Here is a 23,463-nt window from a genome sequence, read left to right as displayed (position 1 = left end):
GGTCCGTCGCTCACTGTTCTTCCCCCATCTCCGGGAGGCCGCGCACCTTCCGCACGGCGGCTTTGCCGCGGCGCAGCACCCCGCGCGCAATCCTGCCCGCGGGCGACAGGATCGGGTTCAGCGCCTGCATCGTGCGCGGATGATTGGTCCGCATGTACATGCGAGTGATCGCGACGGCGCCTCCCACGCCCATCCACCCGGCGCGATGGAAGTACTGGATCTGCTCGACCGGGTAGCCCGGCGTCGTCGACGACAGTTGATCGACCTTGTACTCGAGCGCGACGTGGCTGATCGCGGCGTGCTCCGGCGTGAGCACCGTGCGCACATGGAAGCCGCGTTCCCCCGCCGCCAGAGGCACCAGGCGCTCGAGCACCTTGCTCAGGACGGCTGCGCCGCCCGGCGGCTTGATGAAGTCCTCGTAGCTCCACTCCGCGTCGGTGAGAAGTCTCAGCGCCTCAGTGCGCGCGATCCACATTCCACCGAGTGGCGCGAGAGGCGATACGCCGTCCAGCGGTACCCGAATGCCCAGGCGCTGCGTGATCTCGAGCCCCCTCTCGCGGTAGGCGTGCCAACCGCGACCAGGGGTCGCGTAGCCGATGTGCATGGGCGGCGGGAAGACCACGCCCAGGCCCTCCTCGCGCTGGAACAGTGCCAGCACGTTCGCCACGTAACCGGCACTGGGCAGCAGATTGCCCAGCTGATAGCGGCGGAAGTATCGCACGGCGTTGGGATCGCGCTTCGTCGGCGTCCGCCCGTGGACCTTGATCACCAGGTCGTGGTCGCCGGAGCGCAGCGTTTCGCACCACCCGATGAAGAATGCGCTCATGTCACGCCCACGCTCCGCCGGGGTGAGACGCACCTCGCGGCGCCTTGCGTGCGGCAGTACTGCGTCGGCGACCCCACGCTCGATCTCGCTGAGGCTGACCGCGTCGACCGTCGATACGAACAGATCGAAGTCCACGGGGATCACCGCCACGGAGCGGAGGACCCTTGTCAGCGAAGCGGGCGACGCGACGTGCGCGAAGACCGCGACACGGAAAGGCCGTTCGGGGTCGTAGGACGTGTCCGTGTGCGGCAGGACCTCGAGCATCCCGGCGTCGGCGTTCAGGGTCTTGGGCGCGACGTTGCGCGCGAGATTCTGAAGGATCGCCGCAACCGGATAGCCGTGGGCGGCGACGCGCTCGAGATTCTGCCGCCCGATGACGGCATGCCGGTCGAGGAACGGCGGATAGTGGAAGAACGGCCGCCGTTTCAAGACCGGACACCCGTCGTCCATGAGCAGGTCCGGGTTGAACAGTGCCGGGTGATCGGTGGGATAGCCCGCGCTGGGGTAGGCGACGTCGGCGGTGTAGCCGCGGTCGGTGAAGTGCTCCGTGAACACCGCCTCGTGCTTGAGCACGGCATCGAAGTACGACGGCATCGCGGGAAGCTCCCGCCAATACGACGCCCACTGCTCCGACAGGAACATCTCCCGCCGCACCGCGATCCAGAACGACTGCAGGTGATACGGCAGCACACCCTTGCCCGTGAACGGATTCGGCTCCTCCCGGGCGTGATCGGTCATCCCCCAGAAATGGACCGCACGCTCCCCCATCCGCTCGAACACCGGCCCATACGGACGCACCGGACCGAACCAGGTGTCGTTGGTCAGCAGCACCTCGTCGAACTCCGCCAGGCCATCGCCGACATGGTCCAGCGCTGCCTTGTGCGCCCAGATGTCGAAGCCCGCGTTGTCACGCACCAGGATCTCGTCGGAGACCGGCTCCAACGCCGCCCGCCCCTGATCGGTCAACTTCCCGTTGACGACCACCAGCACCCGCGCCGCATGCTCACGCAGCCCCGCCAACGCCAACGGAACGTAATCATCCACATCCCCGCGCCGATCGAAAACCACATACACCACAAGACGACGACCACCCGCAGGAAAACCACCCGGAACGGCCACCGATCGGCTGGCGACGTCGACTGCGTCTGTCATGCGTGCGTCTTCTCCACCGTCAATCGCTGCTTCACGGCGCGAGCGAGCGCCGCGGCCGGAGTCGATCCTAGACCGCGGGCTGGTTGGATCCCTGGGCGAGTGCCTTGAGTAGATAGGCCCCGTACCCGCTCTTCACGAGAGGCTCCGCCCGCGCGCGCAGTTCGTCGTCCGAAAGGAATCCCATGCGCCAGGCGACCTCTTCCGGGCATCCGATGGAGAGTCCCTGACGCTTCTCGACGGTACGGATGAAGTCCGTCGCCTCGCTCAGTGAGTCGAACGTCCCGGTGTCGAGCCACGCCGTGCCGCGAGGGAGCAGTTCGACCCGGAGGTCCCCTCGCGTGAGGTAGACCTTGTTGACGTCCGTGATCTCGAGCTCGCCGCGCGGGGACGGCTTCAGGTCCTTGGCGATCTCCACGACGTCGTTGTCGTAGAAGTACAGTCCGGGCACCGCATAGTTGCTCTTCGGCTGAGCGGGCTTCTCTTCGAGCGACACCACGTTGCCGGCCGCGTCGAACTCCACGACGCCGTAGGCGGTGGGGTCGTCGACCCAGTAGCCGAAGACGATGCCGCCCGCGAGGTCGGTGTACTGCCGTAGGCGGGTCCCCATCCCCTGGCCGTAGAAGATGTTGTCACCCAGGACGAGCGCCGCCGAGTCCGACCCGATGTGCTCCTCGCCGAGGATGAAAGCCTGTGCGAGTCCGTCCGGCGAAGGCTGGGACTTATACGTGATGGACACCCCGAAGCGGCTGCCGTCTCCGAGGAGACGCTGGAACTGATCCGAGTCCTGAGGGGTTGTGATGATGAGGATGTCCTGGATCCCCGCGAGGATCAGCGTGGACAGCGGGTAGTAGATCATCGGCTTGTCGTAGACCGGCACGAGCTGCTTCGAGATTCCCAGTGTGATCGGGTGAAGCCGCGAGCCCGTTCCGCCGGCCAGGATGATTCCACGCATGCGTCTAGTCTCGGGCATGCGCCCAAGTGAGCCAAACCTAGGCCCTCACCCCCGCCCGGTATTCTCGAAGGATGCGCAGACTCCTGGTCACTGGCGGTGCCGGCTTCATCGGCTCGAACTTCGTCCACCACGTCCTCGAGCACACCGACGACCACGTCACGGTCCTCGACAAGCTGACGTACGCGGGCAACCGCGGCTCCCTCGACGGTCTCCCGGCCGACCGCTTCGCGTTCGTGAAGGGCGACATCGCCGACGCCGCCCTCGTCGACGACCTCTTCTCGCGCGCGGACGCCGTCGTGCATTACGCGGCCGAGTCGCACAACGACAACTCGCTCCACGATCCCCGGCCGTTCCTCGACACCAACATCATCGGGACCTACACATTGCTGGAAGCCGCCCGCAAGCACGACACGCGCTTCCATCACATCTCGACCGACGAGGTGTACGGCGACCTCGAACTCGACGATCCCGCCCGGTTCTCCGAGTCCACCCCGTACAACCCGTCCAGCCCCTACTCCTCCACGAAGGCCGGCAGCGATCTGCTGGTGCGCGCGTGGGTGCGCTCCTTCGGCGTGCGGGCCACCATCTCGAACTGCTCGAACAACTACGGTCCCTACCAGCACGTCGAGAAGTTCATCCCCCGCCAGATCACCAACGTCATCCGCGGCATCCGTCCGAAGCTGTACGGCAAGGGCGAGAACGTGCGTGACTGGATCCACGCCCACGATCACTCCTCGGCGGTGCTCACCATCCTCGACAAGGGCCGGATCGGCGAGACGTACCTCATCGGCGCCGACGGCGAGAAGAACAACAAGGACGTCGTCGAGCTGATCCTGCAGCTGATGGGTGAGCCGAGTGACGCCTACGACCACGTGACCGATCGGGCCGGGCACGACCTGCGCTACGCGATCGACTCGACGAAGCTCCGCGAGGAGCTGGGGTGGACACCGTCCTACGACGACTTCGGGGTCGGCCTCGCGGCGACGATCCAGTGGTACCGCGACAACGAGCGGTGGTGGGCGCCGGCGAAGGACGGCGTCGAGGCCTTCTACGCCTCGAAGGGGCAGTGACCGTGGCCGATGCTGAGCTCGCATTCGGCAAGGCGCTGAGCCGCACGGAGACGCCGATCCCGGGGCTCGTCGTCTTCGAGCTGCCGGTGCACGGCGACGCCCGCGGCTGGTTCAAGGAGAACTGGCAGCGCGAGAAGATGACCGCCGCCGGCCTTCCCGACTTCGGGCCGGTGCAGAACAACATCTCGTTCAACGACGCCGTCGGTACGACCCGGGGAATCCACGCGGAGCCCTGGGACAAGTGGGTGTCGGTCGCGACGGGGCGCATCTTCGGCGCGTGGGTCGATCTGCGCGAGGGTCCGACGTTCGGTGCGGTGTTCACGACGGAACTCGACCCCTCCCGCGCGATCTTCGTTCCCCGCGGCGTCGGCAACTCCTACCAGACGCTGGAGCCCGACACCGCCTACACCTATCTCGTCAACGACCATTGGTCGCCTGACGCCTCGTACAGCTTCCTGAACCTCGCCGACGAGACCGCGGCGATCGAGTGGCCGATCCCGCTGGCCGACGTCGAGATCTCGCCGAAGGACCTCGCCCATCCGCGCCTTGCCGATGTTACGCCGATCCCGCCCAAGAAGACGCTGGTGCTCGGCGCGGCGGGTCAGCTCGGCCGCGCCCTGCGCACCGCCTTCGGCGACTCGGTCGGCGTCGAGTTCGCAACGAGGGCCGAACTCGACGTCACCGAAGCCGACCTTGCGACGGCGAGGCGCTGGCGCGACTACGGCGTCATCGTGAACGCCTCGGCGCACACGGCCGTCGATGTCGCCGAGACGACCGAAGGGCGTCAGGACGCCTGGGCGGCGAACGTCACCGGTGTCGCGGCGCTGGCCCGGATCGCGACCGCCAACGGCATCACCCTCGTGCACGTGTCGAGTGACTACGTCTTCGACGGCACGCTGGACCGCCCGTATCGCGAAGACGACCCGGTCCGCCCCCTCGGCGTGTACGGCCAGACGAAGGCCGCCGGGGACGCGATCGTCGCGACCGTCCCCCGCCACTACATCGTCCGCACCTCCTGGGTGATCGGGGAGGGGAAGAACTTCGTCCGCACCATGGCGAGCCTCGCGGAGCGCGGAGCGCACCCGCGAGTGGTCGACGACCAGGTGGGACGCCTGACGTTCACCCCGGAGATCGCGCGCGGCATCCGGCATCTGGTCGACTCCGGCGCACCCTACGGGACGTACAACTTGACCGGAAACGGTGCACCGACGTCGTGGGCGGATGTCGCCCGCGAGGTGTTCCGGCTCACGGGACACGACCCGCAGCGCGTGACCGGGGTCACCGCGACGGAGTACTTCGCCACCGCGACCGCACCCGTGGCGCCGCGTCCCGCGAACAGCGTCCTGGACCTCGCGAAGATCACGGCGACCGGTTTCGACGCCGAGCCGGCGTCCGACGCGCTCGCCCGCTATCTCGCGATCGCGACGTGAGTTCGCCGGCGCCGGCGCCGCGCCTCGCGAGCCTGGACGGGCTTCGGGGCGGTGCGGCGCTGATCGTGCTTCTCCACCACGCGCTGCTCACGATGTCGGGTTTCGCCGCCGTGTACTGGGGACAGCCGTATCCGGCGTACGTCGCGCCGTTCGCCTACACGCCCCTGCACGCGGTGTGGGCGGGATCCGAAGCGGTTCTGGTCTTCTTCGTGCTGAGCGGCGTCGTGCTCACCCTGCCCGCGGTGCGACGACGCGCGCTGCCGTGGGTGGCGTACTACCCGAGCCGTCTGATCCGGCTGTATCTGCCGGTCCTGTTCTCCGTGGCGCTCGCGGTGCTGCTCGCCCGCCTGTGGCCACGGGCGACCGATGACCGCTACAGCCTGTGGATACAGGCGCACAACGAGGCGCCGACGCTCGCGAATGCGCTCCACAACAGCCTGCTCCTCAACGGGACCACATGGCTCAACAGCCCCTTGTGGTCGCTGCAATGGGAGGTGCTGTTCTCGCTGCTGCTGCCGCTCTATGTGTGGGTGACGCTGCGGTGGGGCGCGCGGCACTGGGTTCTGATCGGAGCGGCGCTGATCGCCCTGGTCGTGCTGGGGGACGTCAGCGGCGTCAAGGCGCTGAGCTATCTGCCGTTCTTCGGGCTGGGCTCGCTCATCGCGGTGAACCTCGACCGTCTCGGTGAGCGCTCCCTGAGGTTCGACCGGTCCCGTCAGAGCAGGGCGGCGCAGCTCGCACTGGTCGTGGCGGCACTGCTCCTGCTCACGTTCCGCTGGTGGCCAGGCAATCTCCTGCCGGCTGCCGTCGCCCAGATGAACGCAGCCGTGGTCGCGGTGGGCGCCGTCGCGGTCGTGCTGATCGCCGTCTGCCTTCCCCTCGCCTCCCGGGTGCTGTCGTCGCGCATCCTGGTGGCGGCGGGGACAATCTCATTCAGCCTGTACCTCGTGCACGAACCGATCCTCGTCACGCTCGCCGTGACCACCCCGCCGGACATGTCCTGGATCGCACCGGTGATCGGGATCCCGCTCGCCGTTGCAGCGGGCTGGCTCTTCTATGTACTCGTCGAGCGCGGAACGCACCGCCTCGCACGCGGTACCGCCGGATGGCTGGCTGCTCGTCGGACCGCATCGGCCCAGCGGGCGTACGCCGAGCACGGCTGAAGCGTCAGCACCGCCGGGGGTGCGCCGGCCGAGGCCTGCCCCGTCTCGCCGACCGCCCCCTACTTGCACCCCAGGAAGGTGTGCCCGCCCGCTCCGGTGTTGATCGCGTAGGCGCAGATCTGAGTCGTGCCCGCCGGCAGCGTCAGCTTCTCGTTGAACCCGTGGTTGGGTCCTGACGCCGGATAGCTCGCGCCCACATCCGCGCGCGCTTTGTCGGCGGTGTACTCCGTGCCGGCAGCGCCGGCATAGAGGTGCACCTTGATCGGTGCGGTGGTGTCGGGATCGATCGCCCATCCGGATGCCGTCGCGACGTTGCCGCTCACCGTGACGGATTCGAAGTTGCCGAACGGCGCTCGCCCCAGATCCGGCGCGGTCTCCACGACCGTCGCAGACCTGCAACCGAGGAGGGTGTGGCCGCCGGCACCGTTGTTAATCGCATAGGCGCACACTTGTGCCGTGCCGACGGGCAGGGCCACCGTCTCGACGAAGCCGTGGTTCGTGCCGGAAGCCGGATAGGCTGCAGCGACATCTGCGCGCACCCTGTCCGCGACGTACTCGGTCCCGGTCGCCCCCACATAGAGGTGGATCCTGATCGGAGCCGTCGTGTCGGGGTCGATCGCCCAGCCCGACGCCGTCGCCGTACTCCCGCTGACCGAAAGCGCTTCGAAGTTGCCGAACGGTGCACGCCCCAGGTCAGCCGATCCGGAAACGGTCACCGTCTGACATCCCAGTGACGTGGTACCGCCCGGCCCCGTGTTGATCGCATACGCGCAGACCGTTCGGGCTCCGGGAGCGGCCGTCAGCTTCGCCGTGAAGCCATGGGCGGTCCCGTAGGCGGGGTAGGTCGTCGCGAGTTCGCTCCGCGCCGTGCCCGCGTTGACAGCCGTTCCGGCCGCGTCGACGTAGACGTGGACGGAGGTGGGCCCGGTGGTGTCGGGGTCGATCGCCCATCCGCTCACCTCGACGCCGCCGTCCACGACCTTGACGGGGTCGAGCTTGCCGACTGGTGAGCCGCTCATCGCCTCGGACGCCAGGCACGCGATCAGCACGTTCGCCCCACCGCCGACATTCATGCCGTACACGCAGATGTTGGTCGACCCCGCGCCCACGGCCGGCACACGGACATCGAATCCGTGCCTGCTTCCCACGGCGGGATAGGCAGCGCCGACGTCGGCGCGCTCGAGGTCCGCGGTGAAAGCCGTGCCCTGCGAGCCCGCATACACGTGGACCGCTATCGGCGCCGTCGTGTCGAGGTCGGCCGCCCATCCGGCGACGCGGAACTCGCCGGGGCGAGCCTCGATGAGCTCGACGTTGCCGAACGGGCTGTTCACCTGCTGCGTGGACCCGAACCAGTCCGTGAAGTACTGGAAGAAGTTGCGGTTGCCGTAACTCGAGCAGGCGTCCCCCTCGCCGTAGCCGGCGCGCAGCGCGGCGGCGTTCGGCTGGTACGGGGTGTAGTAGTACAGGTTCGCCGTCGACTGGTTCTGGATGTACACGGGCGACGAGCCGCACCCCTCGTTCGGGTGCCAGCGGACGTTCCACGTCTTGCCGGGGGCGTACCACGTGAAGTACTGACTGGTCCCGGGCGGGTTGGCGTATCGCTTCAGCTGCCATGCGGCGCCGTACACCTGGTTGAAGAACCCGTAGTACCGCGTGTCGCAGGCGGCCGTGTCGGGACATCCCTGCCCCATCGCGATCGTGTATCTCCAGTCCGACGGCCACGTGTGCGTGACCAGCCCCTGCTCTTTCTGCAACATCACGAGGATCACCTGCGGGTTGATGCCGCAGGCCTGCGCGACCTTGTAGATGATCGCCGAGGCACGCTCGCGGATGCCACCGGCATAAGCGCCGCACATGGCGTCGGCGTTCGTCGTGCGCGACGTGTCGTACCAGTCCTTCAAGCAGACATACCCAGACTGGCAGGCGGGAACCTTCGACTGAAGGAACTGCTGGATCTGGGCCTCGCTCATCGTGCCGCGGTCGGTGAACTTCGCGTCGCTGATGATGTTCCCCGGCTGGAACTGCGAGAGGTCGGCGCTCTTCACGACCATGCCGGGCACCGCGTCGGCAGCCGCGGCCGCCGGCTCCAACCCGGCCTGACCGGCCGAAGCCGTGCCCGGCACGAGCAGCAGCGCCGCAATCAGACTCACCACACCAGCGACTATGCCCACTCGGCGCCGTGCAGACGCACGACGCTCCCCCCGGAAACCAGCATCCACGTGAACAGTGTGACCTATGGGGCAGCTGGGAGCGGGATGCCTCGCCGGGATTTTCCGCTGATCGGTGCGGCGAACTGCCGATCGCTACAGCTCGGCGTGCAGCATCCACACCTTGTCGGCGGCCTCGCGCCAAGAGAATGCGCGCCCGCGGTCTCCCGACAGCACCCCGAGGCGCTCCGCCGCCGCAGTGGAGCCGAGTCCCGAAGCCAGAGCCGCACCGAGCCCGTCCGAGAGTTCCGCCACACTCGACGAAGGCACCAGCACTCCCCCGTCGAACACGACCTCGTCCTGCACCGTCGACGCCGCCGCGAACACCGGCACGCCGAGCGTCAGGGCGTCGACGACGCGCCACGGGAACGCCGCGCGACGCGATGGAGCGACGAAGGCGACGGCCGCGCCGAACACCGCGGCACGATCGATCGCTGACAGCACGCCGCGCACGTGCAGCACGCGTTCCGGGATTCCGGCAGCTGACGCGAGATCGGCCACCGCGGGCTCGTGGCCCTCTTCGACGTCGATCACCACGATGGGGAGGTCGACACCGGATGCCGCGACCGCGGCGAGTCCGGCATCCAGCCCCTCTGAGCCGAGCGGCCCGCCCGCCAAAAGGATGAACCCCTCGGGCAGCCCCAGCTCGCGGCGACGGCCCACTTCATCCACCGGCACCGAGAACGTCAGCGGCGACGCACCGGCGATGACCCGCACGCGGTCGCCCAGTGGCGCGATCTCGAGCAGCCGCGCCGCCAGCGAGTGAGTCGGCACCACCACAGCGTCGGCGTGCTTGACCGCGCGCTTCAGCATCGCCTTGTGCCAGGCGACGACGGCGCGGGGCAGCTCGGCGGGCGACTCCCAAGGGCGGAGGTCCCACACGGTCACCACGGTCTGGTCGTGGTCGTGCACCCGATCGTGGCGCACGAGCGGCGCGAAGAGCGACGGCGAGTGGATCATGCCGCCGCCGATCCCCGTACCGACGCCCAGCTGCAGTGCGGCCGCGAGCTCGCGCCGGGGCAGGGCCGTGCGACGCACGCCGACCAGACCCGGCACCGCGTCCAGAGCCCCGTCCGGCCCACCAGCGGGGGCGATCGCCTCGACCTCGCACCCGGAGGGCGCACCGAGCACGAGCGCCCGGGCGAGTTCGCGCGACGCCTCGGCGATCTCGGGCTCGGTGGGTGCGACGAGCTGGTCGAGCACGACGCGCAGGGTGGCGACCACGGCTCAGCCCTCGGGCGTTGGGGTCGGCGGGTGGAGCGTCGTCTGCACGAGGTCGGCGATGTACGCGTAGTCGGGGTTGAACTCGTCGATCCCCTCGGCGGGGGTGAGCTCGAGCGTCTGCACCGGCTGCTCCTTGGCCTTCAGCGCGAGGTCGACGAGCGTCGGGATGAGCGACTGCGGCAGATCCGTCTGAATGAGGTCCGAGCCCGCGGTGGCGACCTCCTGGAAGCGCGTCAGGACGACCTGCGGCGTGAACTGCGCGAGGATCGCCGCCTGCAGCTCACGCTGACGCTTCATGCGCGAGAAGTCGTCTGTCGTGTACCGCGAGCGGGCATACCACTGGGCGGTGTCGCCGTCCATGTGCTGCGCACCGGGCTCGATCCAGCCGATGGCCCAGTCCTCAGCAGGCTCACCCGGATACGACGGCCCGCCGCCCTTCGGCAGGCGCTCGGTGACCGTGATGTCGACGCCGCCGAGCGCATCGACGAGAGAGGCGAACCCGTGCATGTCGACGAAGACGTAGTACGGGATCTCGATGCCGAGGATCCCCTCAGCCGCGTCCTTCGTCGCCTCGATGCCCGGCTCGGAGCCGTTCGCCTCGGCATCCGGGTAGAGCGTGGTGCCGTCCTGGCAGACCTCGACCTCGGTGCGCAGCTGGTTGATGCCGCTCCCCCACCCGCAGGTCGGGTCGGCGTGACCCTCGTGCCCGTTCGGGTAGGTGTCCTGCATAGGACCCTCCGCGAACGGGAAGTGGGGCATGTCGCGCGGGATGCCGGTGATCGTGGTCGCACCGGTCGTGGCGTTGACCGACACGACCGAGATGCTGTCGAACCTCATCGAGTCGCGGCCCTCGCCGCTGTCGGCGCCCAGCAGCAGGATGTTGTAGTAGCCGTCAGACGGCGGGACGGTCGGGCCGCTCGCGCCGAAAATCGTGCTGATGGTGCTGCGCGCGGCGCCGACGGCGGTCGATGCGTAGGCGGCGGTGCCGCTGGCGACGACCATGAGCCCGACGGCCACCACAGCGATCGCGAAGCGCGCGCCACGCCCAGTCTTGACGAGGCGCACGAGCCGCAGTGTGTCGATCGTGAGCACGATCCACAGCACGGCATACGCGATCAGCAACCCCTGCGCGATGAGCAGCGGAAGCGGACGAAGCAGTCCGAGCCAGTCGGGCAGCCATGCGCTCGTCACGATGCTGAGTCCCGCAGTGGGGGCGAGCAGCGCGAACAGCAGCGCGATCACGAGGAGCACCCACATCACGAGCGTCGCGCCGATTCCGAATCGACCGAGCCTCCGGTTGCCCGCGAGAACCTGCGCGGACCCGGGAATGAGGAAGTTCAGCCCGACCAGCCACCACCCGCGGCGCGTCATGACGGCGCGGGACGAGGCATCCGGGTGCCGCATCGGGCGCTCTTCGACGACGCCCGGTCGGACCGGACGTACCTTGGCGCTCGGTGGGCTCATCACGCTCACAGCGACTCCTTGAGCCGCCGGTTCTTCTGCTCGACCTGCGCTTCGAGATCGCGGGCGTACGCCTCGACGCGGTCCGCGATGTCTGAATCGGCGCTGCCGAGGATCCGGGCTGCGAGGAGTCCCGCGTTCTTCGCGCCGTTGATCGAGACGGTCGCGACGGGGATGCCGGCGGGCATCTGCACGATGCTCAGCAGCGAGTCCATGCCGTCGAGCGTCGCGAGCTGCACCGGCACGCCGATGACCGGGAGCGCGGTGACCGAGGCGAGCATGCCGGGAAGGTGCGCGGCTCCGCCGGCGCCGGCGATGATGACCCGGAGGCCGCGTGCGCGAGCCTCACGCCCGTACCGGATGAGCTTGTCGACGGTGCGGTGCGCCGACACGACCTCGACCTCGTGCGGGATGCCGAAGTCGGTGAGCGCCTGAGAGGCGTCGCTCATGACCCGCCAGTCGGAGTCGGAGCCCATGACGACGCCGACGAGCGGCGCCTCGGAGGAATGAAGGGGCGCAGTCACTCGTCAAGGCTAGGGGTCGTGGCTGGAAACTCCCCGCAACGGCGCGGTACGTCCGATTCAGCGCGATCGGATGTCGCGCCCCTTAGTCAACCGCACGGGGTGTTTCGTCGGCGACATGCGCGCTATCGTGCTGGCTGAGGGCGTCACGGCGACCGCTCGTGGTTCCGTGAAGGGAGCCGGTCCGATGGGGTTCAAAGTCTCGAAGGCGAAGATCGGGATCACGCCATCGTCGGGCATGAACCCGTACATGGGTGGGTACGGGTCACAGACTGTCCCGCGCGAGGTGACAAGCGACGAGCCCGAGAGCGGACCGCTCTACGCTCGGTGCGTGGTCATCTGGGACGACGACCATCCATTCGCGATCACATCGCTGGACATCCTCGGCATTACGCGCACCGTGCATCTTGCACTGCGAGCGCGACTGATAGCGCTGGCGGAGTGGCAGTCGTCCGATATCGTGCTGGTGGCCAGCCACACGCATAATGGACCCGCAGTCGGACGAACGCTCGACCCTGTTATCACATACGGTATGGGCCCGGCCGAACTCGCCAAGGTCGATGTGTACACCGAGTGGCTCCAGGACCGCATCGTTGAGGTCGTCACCAATGCACTCCACTCACCCCGCTCCAAGGTAACCCTGGAGTACACGGTGGCGTCCGCGGGGTTCGCCTTCAATCGTGCAGGACTCGGCGAGGCGGAGTCCGAGGTCCCCGTTCTTACGGCGCGTCGGCGCAACGGAAAGCTCCGGGCCGTGCTCTTCAGCTACGGGTGCCATCCGGTCAGCGCCGGGGTTCAGGAGCTGTGGGATGGCGACTGGCCGGCGAAGGCATGCGAGGTGATAGAGGAGCAGACTGATGCGTTCGCCCTGTTCATCCCCGGACCGGCCGGAGACCAGGACCCGGCCGGGGTTCGAGGTTGGGCGCTACGAGACGAGCACGGCCAGTCGGTTGGCGAGGCGGTCGTGGAAGCCGCGGACTCCGGTCGAACCCTGACGGGACCGATCAATTCCGACCTCCGCGAGGTCACCCTGCCTCTCGATGTCGACGAGTCGCCTGCCAACCTGGCCGAAGTGCGCGCTAGATACCAGATGCGCATGCTCAACCGCATTGGGCTCCCGGCTTGGTACCCCCGACACGGCGCTGCAATGATCGCGTTGATCGACAACGGCACGTTCGCGACGACCGTGCCGAACCCGTCCCAGGTCTGGCGGATCGGCGGCGACCCAGGACTTCGGCTCGCCTTCCTCGGTGGCGAGCTCGTGAGCGGATACGGCGTGTACTTCCGCCAGAGGTACGGCGGAGCCGAAGAACTCATGATCGGCGGCTACGCGAACGAGACCAACTGCTACATTCCCGCGAACAACTTCCTGCTGCCGCTTGCACCAGCTTGGGGAAGCTATGAGGGCGGCTGGGACCCTGACGCGCCGGGCATCGCCGGCGGCAGCATGACGATCTACTCTCAGATCGCGCACTTCCTCGCGGGCGACGTCGGTGTCGAAGCCGCAGTGATCGATGCGCTCACCGATCAGCTGTCGTGAGCCGATGCTTCGGGATTCCGACATCGTCATGGGCCTCGCTGCATGAGTTCGGCTTCAATCAGACCGGCATGTGGCGCCTGTGGACAAAGGGCATTTGCAGCCTCGAGCAGCGAGGTGGGCAGACTCTTGAGGGGAACACTGCTGGTCGGCGTCACGCGCACACACGTCGCGAGCGTCGTTGCATACAGCTCCTCGAGGCTCTCTGCGGCCAGATCTACGGCTGCGATCTCGGCGATAACCTGCTCCTCGGGCGATAGTTCCAGCGACTCGCCTGCCGCCGCGGACGCGGTGCAGCTGTCGATGCGGACGTAGTCCGGGCTGGCCCACGCGTCTTCCAGACTTGTGAATGGACCCACCGCGCGGCCTCCAGGCCCGACGCACTCGATGATGAATCGCGGCTGGTCGGTCAGCGCGGACGGACTCTGCGAGGACGACGGCGATGGCGCCACCGACGGCACCTCAGCAGAAGGCGTGAAGCAGCCAGCGAGGATGAGCGGGACCGCGAGCGTCATGGCGAGGAGGATCCACCTCGCGCTCCGATCGCCCATAGTCCGCTTCCTCGCCCGCGATCCGACGGCCTCCGCCGCCTGAACCAAGTATCCTGCTCCCGAAATCGTTTCGGGCTGGCCCGCTGTGCCTTAAGCACGGTTGCTGCCGTAGCGCGGGCCGACGTCTCGGCGTCGTGCTACGGGTCAGACGCACCTATCGTAGGGACATGGTTTCATCGGTGAACCGCCACGCCGCAAAGCGCGGAGTCGGTCTGCGCTCACTCGCCGCGCTCATAGTCGCCGTCGGGGCGGCCTTCGTGATCCCTCAGCCCGCGACCGCCGAGATAAGACCCGTCCCCGAAGCCCAGGGGTATGACTACGTCGCCGGAGAACCGGCGATCTGGGGCAGCATTGCCGGAAGCGTCGGCGCCTACTACGACAAGGCCTGCTCCGGCGGGTACGCAGTCGCCGGAGACTCCGGGTTCTTCCTGACCACGGCCGCGATGTGCGGGGTGGGGCTGGCGCCGGACGGCAGCATCCGGGCCGATGCCGGCTATTATGCCGACGTCTTCGCCCGTCGTGACACCGATCCGCTCGTCCTGCTGAAGGTGAGGCCCGGCAATGACGCGTTCCAGATCCTGGTTGACCCGTTGACCGGCGAGATGCCGGGGACCGGGCGGGTTCAAGGCTGGACTCGAAGCGCCGACCAGCCCGTCGGCTTGCTGGTCGGCAAGATGGGGATCGACACCGGCTGGACCGAGGGACGCATCCTCGGCATAGCCCCCGGCCGCTTCGGCGAGTACTTGCTCTGTACCGACGCACCCGCGTCCGCAGGCGATGTCGGCGGCCCTGTGTGGAGGAACGACGCCGCGGGGCTGCGCGCGCTGGGCACCGTCGTTGGAATCAGCGACGAGGGTGGAGCCTGCTACCGCCCTATCCAAGAGACCCTGTACCACTACGGCGCGTACCTGCCGTCTTTCGGACCCGACCAAGGTCGCCCTGGTTGGGGCACCTTCGCGCCGGGGATGATCGACTACCCTGGCACGGTCGACGCCACCTACCTCGGCCGCATCCTGGACAAGGGGGACGACTGGCGACAGTGAGCCCGCCTCAGTCGAGGAAGAAGGATGCCGCGGCGCGCGCCTGGTAGGCCACGTCGTCGAGGTCGTCGCCGACGACGTTGACGTGCCCGACCTTGCGCCCCGGGCGCGGCGCCTTGCCGTAGGTGTGGACCTTCGCCTGCGGGTGCTCGTCCATAGCGGCCGCGAAGCGCGCGTCCAGCGGGTCGTCCGCCGGCCCGCCGAGGATGTTGACCATCACGGCCCACCCCGCGACCGGATCGGTGTCGCCGAGCGGAAGGTCGAGCACGGCGCGCAGGTGCTGTTCGAACTGGCTGGTCACCGCACCGTCCTGGCTCCAGTGACCGCTGTTGTGCGGGCGCATGGCCAGCTCGTTCACGAGCAGCCGCTCGTCGGTGGTCTCGAACAGCTCGACCGCCAGCATCCCGGTCACGCCCAGTCCTTCGGCGATCGCGACGCCGATCTCGGACGCCACCCGCTGCAGTCGCTCGTTCGAGTGCGGGGCCGGTGCGATCACCTCGGCGCACACCCCGTCGCGCTGGACCGTCTCGACGACGGGGTAGGCCTTCATGGCGCCCGACGGACGACGGGCGACCTGCTGGGCGAGCTCTCTCGTGAAGTCGACGAGCTCCTCGACGAGGAGTGCGCCGCCACGGGCGTCCTCGGCGAGCGTCGCGAACCAGTCCTCGGCCTCGGTGCCCGCCGAGACCACGCGGACGCCCTTGCCGTCGTAGCCCCCGCGGGGAGTCTTCACGACCGCTCGCCCGCCGTGGTCGTCGATGAAGGCCTGCAGCTCCTCGGTGTCGGTGACCGCCGCCCAGTCGGGCTGCGGCATCCCGAGCTCCTGAAGGCGCGCCCGCATGACGAGCTTGTCCTGCGCGACCTTGAGCGCATCGGGGCCGGGATGAACGGCGATGCCCTCGCCGACGAGCGCGGCCAGCACGTCCTGCGGCACATGCTCGTGGTCGAAGGTCACGACATCGACGTCGCGCGCGAACGCGAGCACGGTGGCGGCGTCGCGGTAGTCGCCGACGGCAGTGGCGGCGAGGGATGCCGACATCCCCTCGTCTTCGGCGAGCACGCGCAGCTCGACTCCGAGTTCGACCGCCGGCGCGATCATCATGCGGGCCAGCTGGCCACCTCCGACGACTCCGACTCGCAGCGCCATGCCACTCCCTCTCGACTCAAGACTCCCTCCATCATCCCGCACACCGGAATGGCGGACGAGCCGGTCAGGACTGCGGCAGGGGCGGCCGAGGCGGAACAGCAGGCGGCGGACCGGGCGGCAGCGGCTGGGCGTCGCGGTGCGCGAGGATCTGATTCACCTCGACCTGATCGACCAGCGCCTCGTGCACGAGCTCGGCGCTGGGGATGTTGGCGAGCCGCAGCGGCTCGTCGACGCCGTTGGCGAGCGTGATCGTGCCCGCACCCCACATGCGCTGCAGCAGGCCGCGATGGACCTTCAGCGTGTAGCCCCGGACATGTGCCAGCTCCCTGCGCTTCGCCGAGAACACTCCGCGACGCTCCATCACCCGCCGCGTCGTGATCGTGTACACGTGCCCCAGCCACGCGAGGTATGGCAGGACCACGATCAGGAGCACCACGGCGGCGGCCGCGGCGAGCAGCATCCAGTTCTCGAACGGCGCCGGCAGGTTGCCGTAGAAGTACCCGCAGGCACCGGCGACGGCGATGAGCACGAGGGCCGACCACGTGAGCCGGCGCGCATGGGGGCGGAAGCGCGCGACGAGCAGCTCCGGGGTGGGCGCGCCGGGGGCCGGCGTCAGCGGCCTGCCACCGTAGCTCGTCGGCTGCGTCATGTCCCCATTGTGCGGCGAGCCGCCGACAGCCCGGGGTGAACCCGCCGTTTTACGTCATCCGCGCGCGTGTCGTCTCGCTCGTACCTCGCTCGCTCAACGACCGGGGCTCGGATGCCTCGGGACCGGCGTGTGCGCCGGGTGCAGGCGTTTCGTCTCGCTCGTACCTCGCTCGCTCAACGACCGGGGCTCGGATGCCTGGGGGCCGGCGGGTGCTCCGTGCGCAGGCGTTTCGTCTCGCTCGTACCTCGCTCGCTCAGCGAACGGGGCTCAGGAGCGGGGACGGGCTCGCACGTGCACGACGTCGCCGGCCGACACGACGCTCTCGTACTCGCCGTCCTGTACGACGACGAGGCGCCCGTCGGGGTCGACGCGCTGGGCCCGGCCCCACAGCGTCTGGCCGTCGGGCAGCGACACCGCGACGTCGCTTCCCAGAGTGCTGCAGAGCGCCTCGACCTCTGCGAGCACGCCCGAGGCGGCGGCATCCCCGCCGGCGGCGGCCAGCGCGGTGAGCTGTTCGTCGAGGGCGGCGACGTAGTCCGCCAGCAGGCGATCCTCGTCGCACGTCAGACCCACGACCGCGAACGAGGTCGCGGTGTCGACGGGGAGGTCGGCGCGCGGCATCCGTGTGTTCACGCCCGATCCGACGACGACGACATCGGGGTGGCCGGGCACGACCTCGGCGAGGATGCCGCAGACCTTCCCGCCGTCGATCAGCACGTCGTTCGGCCACTTGAGCGTCGCGGTATGCGCAGAGCCTGCGAGCTGCGCACCGATCGCACGCGTCATCGCGGCGCCCGCCAGCAGCGGGATCCAGCCCCTGGCCGCTGCGGGGATCGCCGCGGCATCGATGACGACCGAGACGGCGAGGGCGGATCCGGGCGGCGTCACCCACGTGCGGTCCAGGCGGCCGCGACCCGCGCGCTGGTCTCTGGTCAGCAGCAGCGACAGATGGGGCCATTCGTGCGGGGCGTCGACGACGTGCCGCACGACGTCGGCATTGGTCGAGTCGGTGGTCTCCACGACCTGGACGCGCGGGCTCACGGCTGCCGCGAGCGGGAACCCCTCGGACGAGTACGACATGATGCTCACCGTACGCGCCTCCCCGCGTCGGCGCCGCTCGAGCGGCCGCCCTTCCCGCCGGGGACCCACAGCGGATGCCGCGACCCCTTGTGTGAACCCTCCAACAGATCCCCTGAGCCCGCCGATAGGGTGGAATCCGTGACCGATCAGCCCGACCTCTCGACGACCGCCGGCAAGATCGCCGACCTCCGCGCACGCTTCCAGGAGGCCGTCCTCGATCCCGAGGAGGTCGCAAAGGAGAAGCAGCACGCGAAGGGCAAGGGCACCGCCCGCGAGCGCATCGACATGCTCCTCGACACCGGCAGCTTCGTCGAGCTCGACGAGTACGTGCGCCACCGCACCACGGCGTTCGGCATGGACCGCTCCCGCCCCTACGGCGACTCCGTCGTCAGCGGCGTCGGTACGATCCACGGCCGCACGGTGGCGGTCTACTCGCAGGACTTCTCGACCTTCGGCGGATCGCTCGGCGAGGTCGCCGGCGAGAAGATCATCAAGGTCATGGAGTTCGCCCTCCGCTCCGGCATCCCGATCGTGGGAATCCTGGACTCCGGCGGCGCCCGCATCCAGGAAGGCGTCGTCGCCCTCGGCAAGTACGGCGAGATCTTCCGCCTCAACACCCGAGCATCGGGCGTCATCCCGCAGATCTCGATCATCATGGGCCCGGCTGCCGGTGGTGCCGTGTACTCCCCCGCCCTCACCGACTTCGTCGTGATGGTCGACAAGACCAGCCAGATGTTCGTCACCGGTCCCGACGTGATCAAGACCGTGACCGGCGAGGACGTCGGCATGGAGGAGCTCGGCGGCGCGTACACGCACAACACCCGCTCGGGCGTCGCGCACTACCTCGCCGAGGACGAGGACGACGCGATCGACTACGTCCGCTCGATGCTCGGATTCCTCCCCGACAACAACATGGCCGAGCTGCCCGTCTACGAGAGCGGTTTCGAATTCGAAACCACGGATGCCGACCGCGCGCTGAACGCGATCATCCCCGACTCGCCGAACCAGCCGTACGACATCCACCAGGTGATCCGCGGGATCGTCGACGCCGAGGACTTCCTCGAGGTGCAGCCGCTGTTCGCACCGAACATCGTCATCGGCTTCGGCCGCATCGAGGGCCGCTCCGTGGGAATCATCGCCAACCAGCCCTCGCAGATGGCGGGCACGCTGAACATCGAGGCCGGCGAGAAGGCGAGCCGCTTCGTGCGCTTCTGCGACGCCTTCTCGATTCCGATCGTCACCCTCGTGGACGTTCCGGGCTACCTGCCCGGCACCGACCAGGAGTGGACCGGCGTCATCCGCCGCGGCGCGAAGCTGCTCTACGCGTACGCCGAGGCGACCGTCCCGCTGGTGACCGTGATCCTCCGCAAGGCCTACGGCGGCGCCTACATCGTCATGGGCTCCAAGCAGCTGGGCGCCGATGTGAACCTGGCGTGGCCGACGGCCGAGATCGCCGTCATGGGCGGCCAGGGCGCCGTGAACATCCTCTACCGCGGCGAGATCAAGCGCGCAGAAGAAGCAGGCGAGGATGTCGCCGCGGTGCGGACACGCCTCGCCAACGAGTACACGTACAACGTCGCCTCGCCCTTCCTCGCCGCCGAGCGCGGCGAGCTCGACGGCATCATCGAGCCGGCGCAGACGCGGGTCTCCATCGCGAAGGCCCTGCGGGCGCTCCGCGGCAAGCGCGCCAGCCTGCCCCCCAAGAAGCACGGGAACATCCCGCTGTGAGCCTCGCGGACGACCAGGCGGTGCCTGCCGAGGCCGGCGGGGATCCTGCCGCGCCCGACCGCGTCACGATCGACATGCGTCGCGGCACGGCCACGGAGGAGGAGCTCGCAGCGCTCATCGCCGTCGTGAGCGAGGCGTACACCGGCGAGGCGGCAGAGGCCGTCGCCGAGGACCGGGTGCGACGCACGGGCTGGGAGCTCTCGCAGCGTGCCCTGCGGCAGCCGCTCGACCGCGACCTGGGCTGGGGTCGCTTCGGCTGATCACGCGGCCCTCGTCGGAGGCCTCCAAAGCGCTTGCGCCGGGCTCGTGGGTCTTGTCCCCCGAAATACCTACAGACACAGCCCTTGATACCTGGAGATACTTGATCCGCTGGAACGCTTCTGCGTTCGGTCGGTCCGACTCCGCACTGCGGTATCCCCGGATCTGGCCATGCGGACGGTTTTCGGGTAACCGTCCGCGCAGGCGAGGGGCGGGCGGCTTCGCCGCCCCTCGCCTCCTTCTTCTCCGTTCCCCGCCTGGTTCCTCCCCCTCCTGGCGGGGAGCGAGTACGCCATCCGTGCTCGTGTCCCCGTGCGGCGCTGCGCTGCGCTGACCGAACGCATCCGACTCGTTCGCGTGATGCGACGGCATCCCGACTGGCTCAGCGGTCGCCGATCAGCGCCATGCGAGCCCCGAGCCGCGAGCACCATCGGAAGCGCCCGCCAGAGCGGTCAGGCCCGGCCGGGGTGCGGGATCTCGAGCCAGAGGTCGACGGAGTCCTCGTCGCTGGGCCCAGCGACGGACGGCGAGCGTCCCACGACCGTGACGGCCACCCGCTCGTCAGGCGAGGTGCGGATGTAGAGCCGGTCGGATGTGGCAGACCGCAGCGCGTCGGCCAGCTGCGCGCGGATGACGCTCAGCTGCTCGTCGTCGACGTCGTCGAGCCCGCCCTCGTCGAGGACCGTGACGTTCGCGCCACGACGCCGCGCACGCTCGAGCTCGGCGCGCACCTCGTCATCGAGCAGGCGGGGTCCGCGCATCTCATCGCGCAGCTTGCCCTCAGCAATCCGCGCCTCCAGACGGTCGGGATCGCTGAGCACCCCGGCGTGAGCGACCGTGCGCGTGAGCACGGGCCCCGCCACTGCGAGCGCCTTCTGCACCTGCACCCGGCGTTCCCGCTGGCGCACGATCTGCGAGGTCTGCCATCCCGTCGCCGCGCGCTGCAGCCGCGTGAGGCGGGACGTGTCGCGGGCGGCCCGGTCCATCGAGAACACCAGCAGCTGCGCGCACGTCACCCAGACGATGGAGCCGACGAGCCCGAGCGCGAGCGCATTCACCGGTCCCATCCAGAGCATCGACGCGACGGTGAGCGCGACGATGCCCGTCCATGCCGTCCATGGGCGACGGCGCACCATGACGATGGTCATGAGCGCGCCGATCCCGCCCAGGTACCAGGTCGCGAACGGCGCCGTGCGCGCGTCGGCCCCCACCGAGACCGAGATCGCGCTCGGCACGATGACCGCACACGCGAGCGCCAGGACCTGCGCGATCGGCGGGAGCCGGACAGGACCGCGGATGCCGTCCACCGCCGTCTTCGCGTCGTCCTCGGCGTGTGCGCCCGTCGCGGGCGACGGGGCAGGAGGCGGCGTGGATCGCGTCGATGCGGGTTCCCAGAAGATGCAGAGCCAGGTGGTCGCGAGATAGAACGCGAGAGTGACCACGACGACGAGGGGCTGCGTGATGGGTCCGGTCCACGAGAGGCCTCGCGCGGCAAGGTACGCCGTGAAGGCGACGGCGAGCACGACCAGGACGTTCTTGACGCTGATCATGCGGCGGACTCCTGCCAGGTGAGCCGCACGACGGTGCCGTGCGGACCGGTCTCGAGATCCGCATGCCCGCCCACGGCGGCGACACGGGCCATGATCGACGCGCGGATGCCCAGCCGGTCGTCCGGGACGGCATCCAGGTCGAAGCCCTCGCCGGCGTCGTGCACCTCTACACGCACGCGCCCGTGGGTCTCCATCACCGCGACGCCGAGGCCGGCGCCACCGGCGTGCTGGAGGGCGTTCGCGACCGCCTGCGTCGCGGCGAGCGCGAGCGCCCGCGCCACGCGCCCCGGAATGAGCGACCCGGCGTCGTCGAACTCTCGCTGCACGTCGACGTCGACGCCCAGCTCGGCGGCGGCCGCATCGATCTCGGCGGCGAGGGCCGCGACATCCCACGGCTCGTCGGTGCCCTCGTGCGCATCCTGCTCGGTGTTGGCGAGCCGCGTGAGCGCCTCGCGCGCCATCGACGCCGCGAGCGTGCGCTCGCGCGGCGTGCTCGCCCGCTCCGCGGCGATGAGCGCTGCCAGCACGCTGTCGTGCATGAGGGCTGCGACGGCCACGCGCTCCTGCTCCGCGGCATCCGCCGCCGCAGCCTGCGCGTAGGAGGCGACCGCCCGGGCACGCGTCTCGTCGACGTTGACGGCGATCGAGCGGAACAGCCAGCCCAGTGTGAGGATCACGCCGCCGAGGATGAGGGCGAACGACACGTCTAGTCCGACGGTCATCCAGTAGTCGCTGTCGAAGTCGACCTGCATCATCCGCACCAGTCCGAAGAGGACCGGGGCGAGGATCGTCCAGCCGATCTGCAGCGGGAAGGGGAAGGCCAGCACCGCGGCGAGGGTCGCAAGGTTGACCAAGTACCAGATCCACGGCTCTTCGATGCCCGCCGGCGTCACTCCCGCGGTGGCGATCGGCCAGGCGACCAGCGCGAGCACGTAGACGAGAGCGAAGACACCCGCAGCCACCCGGACGCCGCGCCCGATGACGCACGCGAGGATCATCACCGCGAGAGTGCCGAACACCGAGATCATCAGGGCTTCGTGCCACCCGGGCCGCTCGTCGGTCGAGCCCAGCGCCGCAAGGAACGCCTGGACGCCGAGGATGAGCGATCCGAAGGCGCCGCCGACGAGCGAGATGATCCGCTCCACGCGTGAACGCGTGAACGACCCGACGCCCGCAGTCGCCTGCGGCGAGTGGGGAATCTGACCCCACGCCGTGTCGAGCACGCCGGTCTGCGCGTCAACGGCCACGCGCACTGTCTCCTGGGTCGGCTGATGGCTCGACGAGGATGCCGTCTTCGACGGCGCGGTGCAGCAGGTCGATCTTGGTGGGAGCGGGGCGCCCGACCTCGACGTACTTGACGCGGATGCGCGTGATGTTCTCCTTCGCCGTGGAGTACGCGACCCCGAGGCGGTCGGCGACGACCTTCAGCGGAAGCCCTGCGGCGTACAGCCGCAGCACGTCGCGTTCCCGGGCCGACAGCTGCGCGTCGGCGAACGCGCGGTCGCCCTCGACGGCGCTGGCCCACTCGACGTTGTTGAGCGGCTCGCCGCGCGCCACCGTGCGCACCGCTGCGATCACGTCGCCGATGGGCGAGGACTTGCTGACGACACCGGCAGCGCCGGCGGCCAGGGCCTCGCGCACCGCTGCCGGGCGGTCGGCGACACTGTGGATGATGACACTCGACCCGTCGAGCACCAGGCGCCGCACGTTCTCGGTGACCGTTGTGCCATCGCCGAGCGTCAGATCGAGCACCACGACGTCAGCCGGCGGCTGGCGCGATCGTGCCCGCCACTCCACATACTCGGTCACGGTGCTGCCCGAGAAGGCGACGTTCATCGCCTCCGCACGGACGCAGGCCGCCTCCAGCCCGAGCCGTACCGATTCGTGGTCGTCGATGAAGGCCACGCGCGTCATTCC

At 69.1% G+C, this 23,463-nt stretch carries 20 protein-coding genes; 7 read left to right on the top strand and 13 right to left on the bottom strand.

The window, feature by feature from the left end; all coding sequences use genetic code 11:
* Nucleotides 1–10: 10 nt before the first annotated feature.
* Both ACI3KX_RS08160 and rfbA read right to left on the bottom strand, forming a co-directional pair.
* On the bottom strand, nt 11–1,978 hold the full coding sequence (locus tag ACI3KX_RS08160; RefSeq protein ID WP_404909344.1) for a rhamnan synthesis F family protein: 1,968 nt from the start codon (nt 1,976–1,978) through the stop codon (nt 11–13).
* Between the two features lie 67 nt (nt 1,979–2,045).
* Nucleotides 2,046–2,930 (bottom strand): glucose-1-phosphate thymidylyltransferase RfbA, encoded by an 885-nt coding sequence (gene rfbA / locus ACI3KX_RS08155; RefSeq protein WP_404909343.1) that lies wholly within the window; start codon nt 2,928–2,930, stop codon nt 2,046–2,048.
* 71 nt (nt 2,931–3,001) lie between these two features.
* On the opposite strand from rfbA, the gene rfbB reads away from it, so the two are divergent.
* Genes rfbB through ACI3KX_RS08140 form a run of 3 tightly spaced genes read left to right on the top strand, consistent with a single transcriptional unit; the run spans nt 3,002 to nt 6,593 of the window.
* Nucleotides 3,002–4,000, top strand: a complete 999-nt coding sequence (gene rfbB / locus ACI3KX_RS08150; RefSeq protein WP_404909342.1) for a dTDP-glucose 4,6-dehydratase — start codon at nt 3,002–3,004, stop codon at nt 3,998–4,000.
* Between the two features lie 2 nt (nt 4,001–4,002).
* Entirely contained in the window at nt 4,003–5,430 is a 1,428-nt protein-coding gene (locus ACI3KX_RS08145; RefSeq protein ID WP_404909341.1) for a sugar nucleotide-binding protein, read from the top strand.
* Nucleotides 5,427–6,593 carry an acyltransferase family protein gene (locus ACI3KX_RS08140; protein WP_404909340.1) on the top strand — a complete coding sequence of 389 codons (1,167 nt, stop codon included), beginning with the start codon at nt 5,427–5,429 and terminating at the stop codon, nt 6,591–6,593. The genes ACI3KX_RS08145 and ACI3KX_RS08140 overlap by 4 nt, the downstream gene beginning before the upstream one ends.
* Nucleotides 6,594–6,652: 59 nt before the next feature.
* Here the strand turns inward: ACI3KX_RS08140 and ACI3KX_RS08135 are convergent, their stop codons facing one another.
* The 4 genes from ACI3KX_RS08135 to purE form a co-directional block, all read right to left on the bottom strand.
* Nucleotides 6,653–8,746: a hypothetical protein gene (locus ACI3KX_RS08135; protein ID WP_404909339.1), complete on the bottom strand. Its 2,094-nt coding sequence runs from the start codon at nt 8,744–8,746 to the stop codon at nt 6,653–6,655.
* Nucleotides 8,747–8,896: 150 nt separating this feature from the next.
* Nucleotides 8,897–10,024, bottom strand: a complete 1,128-nt coding sequence (locus tag ACI3KX_RS08130; protein WP_404909338.1) for a glycosyltransferase — start codon at nt 10,022–10,024, stop codon at nt 8,897–8,899.
* A 3-nt stretch (nt 10,025–10,027) separates the two neighbouring features.
* Nucleotides 10,028–11,497 carry an LCP family protein gene (locus tag ACI3KX_RS08125; protein WP_404909337.1) on the bottom strand — a complete coding sequence of 490 codons (1,470 nt, stop codon included), beginning with the start codon at nt 11,495–11,497 and terminating at the stop codon, nt 10,028–10,030.
* Complete coding sequence (purE, locus tag ACI3KX_RS08120) at nt 11,494–11,961, bottom strand: 5-(carboxyamino)imidazole ribonucleotide mutase (protein ID WP_404909382.1); 468 nt, start codon at nt 11,959–11,961, stop codon at nt 11,494–11,496. Before purE ends, ACI3KX_RS08125 begins: the two co-directional genes overlap by 4 nt.
* 376 nt (nt 11,962–12,337) lie before the next feature.
* Between purE and ACI3KX_RS08115 the strand changes: the two genes are divergently transcribed.
* Nucleotides 12,338–13,546, top strand: coding sequence for a hypothetical protein (locus ACI3KX_RS08115; RefSeq protein WP_404909336.1), 1,209 nt, complete (start codon nt 12,338–12,340; stop codon nt 13,544–13,546).
* A 26-nt stretch (nt 13,547–13,572) separates the two neighbouring features.
* Here ACI3KX_RS08115 and ACI3KX_RS08110 read toward each other — a convergent pair whose 3' ends face one another.
* Complete coding sequence (locus ACI3KX_RS08110) at nt 13,573–14,058, bottom strand: hypothetical protein (RefSeq protein ID WP_404909335.1); 486 nt, start codon at nt 14,056–14,058, stop codon at nt 13,573–13,575.
* 203 nt (nt 14,059–14,261) lie between these two features.
* Here ACI3KX_RS08110 and ACI3KX_RS08105 point away from each other — a divergent pair, with 203 nt between their 5' ends.
* Nucleotides 14,262–15,137: a hypothetical protein gene (locus ACI3KX_RS08105; protein WP_404909334.1), complete on the top strand. Its 876-nt coding sequence runs from the start codon at nt 14,262–14,264 to the stop codon at nt 15,135–15,137.
* A 7-nt stretch (nt 15,138–15,144) separates the two neighbouring features.
* Here ACI3KX_RS08105 and ACI3KX_RS08100 read toward each other — a convergent pair whose 3' ends face one another.
* From ACI3KX_RS08100 to ACI3KX_RS08090, 3 genes are all read right to left on the bottom strand, one after another.
* A complete protein-coding gene (locus tag ACI3KX_RS08100; protein ID WP_404909333.1) occupies nt 15,145–16,281 on the bottom strand; it encodes a 5-(carboxyamino)imidazole ribonucleotide synthase in 1,137 nt (378 codons plus the stop codon).
* 64 nt (nt 16,282–16,345) lie between these two features.
* The gene (locus ACI3KX_RS08095) at nt 16,346–16,930 is read right to left on the bottom strand and encodes a PH domain-containing protein (RefSeq protein ID WP_363357891.1); all 585 of its coding nucleotides are present in this window, start codon (nt 16,928–16,930) and stop codon (nt 16,346–16,348) included.
* Between the two features lie 267 nt (nt 16,931–17,197).
* Nucleotides 17,198–18,010 carry a biotin--[acetyl-CoA-carboxylase] ligase gene (locus ACI3KX_RS08090; RefSeq protein ID WP_363358238.1) on the bottom strand — a complete coding sequence of 271 codons (813 nt, stop codon included), beginning with the start codon at nt 18,008–18,010 and terminating at the stop codon, nt 17,198–17,200.
* Nucleotides 18,011–18,148: 138 nt separating this feature from the next.
* Here ACI3KX_RS08090 and ACI3KX_RS08085 point away from each other — a divergent pair, with 138 nt between their 5' ends.
* On the top strand, nt 18,149–19,738 hold the full coding sequence (locus tag ACI3KX_RS08085; protein WP_404909332.1) for an acyl-CoA carboxylase subunit beta: 1,590 nt from the start codon (nt 18,149–18,151) through the stop codon (nt 19,736–19,738).
* A complete protein-coding gene (locus ACI3KX_RS08080) occupies nt 19,735–19,998 on the top strand; it encodes an acyl-CoA carboxylase subunit epsilon (RefSeq protein WP_404909331.1) in 264 nt (87 codons plus the stop codon). Before ACI3KX_RS08085 ends, ACI3KX_RS08080 begins: the two co-directional genes overlap by 4 nt.
* Before the next feature lie 450 nt (nt 19,999–20,448).
* Here the strand turns inward: ACI3KX_RS08080 and ACI3KX_RS08075 are convergent, their stop codons facing one another.
* The 3 genes from ACI3KX_RS08075 to ACI3KX_RS08065 are packed head-to-tail and all read right to left on the bottom strand — an operon-like array spanning nt 20,449 to nt 23,460.
* Entirely contained in the window at nt 20,449–21,546 is a 1,098-nt protein-coding gene (locus ACI3KX_RS08075; protein WP_404909330.1) for a hypothetical protein, read from the bottom strand.
* Nucleotides 21,543–22,793, bottom strand: a complete 1,251-nt coding sequence (locus tag ACI3KX_RS08070) for an ATP-binding protein (protein ID WP_404909329.1) — start codon at nt 22,791–22,793, stop codon at nt 21,543–21,545. The genes ACI3KX_RS08075 and ACI3KX_RS08070 overlap by 4 nt, the downstream gene beginning before the upstream one ends.
* A complete protein-coding gene (locus ACI3KX_RS08065) occupies nt 22,783–23,460 on the bottom strand; it encodes a response regulator transcription factor (RefSeq protein ID WP_349426758.1) in 678 nt (225 codons plus the stop codon). Before ACI3KX_RS08065 ends, ACI3KX_RS08070 begins: the two co-directional genes overlap by 11 nt.
* Nucleotides 23,461–23,463 lie beyond the last annotated feature (3 nt).

Source organism: Microbacterium sp. ZW CA_36 (assembly GCF_044987475.1).
Taxonomy (GTDB): Bacteria; Actinomycetota; Actinomycetes; order Actinomycetales; family Microbacteriaceae; genus Microbacterium.
The sequence above is the reverse complement of the archived record's forward strand: the minus strand, read 5'-3'. Positions and strand labels throughout refer to the sequence as shown.

Bases quoted from the DNA above. Each gene is read 5' to 3' on its own strand.
- ACI3KX_RS08160 (WP_404909344.1), bottom strand. From the start codon at position 1,978: ATGACAGACGCAGTCGACGTCGCCAGCCGATCGGTGGCCGTTCCGGGT.
- rfbA (WP_404909343.1), bottom strand. From the start codon at position 2,930: ATGCGTGGAATCATCCTGGCCGGCGGAACGGGCTCGCGGCTTCACCCG.
- rfbB (WP_404909342.1), top strand. From the start codon at position 3,002: ATGCGCAGACTCCTGGTCACTGGCGGTGCCGGCTTCATCGGCTCGAAC.
- purE (WP_404909382.1), bottom strand. From the start codon at position 11,961: ATGGGCTCCGACTCCGACTGGCGGGTCATGAGCGACGCCTCTCAGGCG.
- ACI3KX_RS08110 (WP_404909335.1), bottom strand. From the start codon at position 14,058: ATGACGCTCGCGGTCCCGCTCATCCTCGCTGGCTGCTTCACGCCTTCT.
- ACI3KX_RS08105 (WP_404909334.1), top strand. From the start codon at position 14,262: ATGGTTTCATCGGTGAACCGCCACGCCGCAAAGCGCGGAGTCGGTCTG.
- ACI3KX_RS08100 (WP_404909333.1), bottom strand. From the start codon at position 16,281: ATGGCGCTGCGAGTCGGAGTCGTCGGAGGTGGCCAGCTGGCCCGCATG.
- ACI3KX_RS08095 (WP_363357891.1), bottom strand. From the start codon at position 16,930: ATGACGCAGCCGACGAGCTACGGTGGCAGGCCGCTGACGCCGGCCCCC.
- ACI3KX_RS08090 (WP_363358238.1), bottom strand. From the start codon at position 18,010: ATGTCGTACTCGTCCGAGGGGTTCCCGCTCGCGGCAGCCGTGAGCCCG.
- ACI3KX_RS08075 (WP_404909330.1), bottom strand. From the start codon at position 21,546: ATGATCAGCGTCAAGAACGTCCTGGTCGTGCTCGCCGTCGCCTTCACG.
- ACI3KX_RS08065 (WP_349426758.1), bottom strand. From the start codon at position 23,460: ATGACGCGCGTGGCCTTCATCGACGACCACGAATCGGTACGGCTCGGG.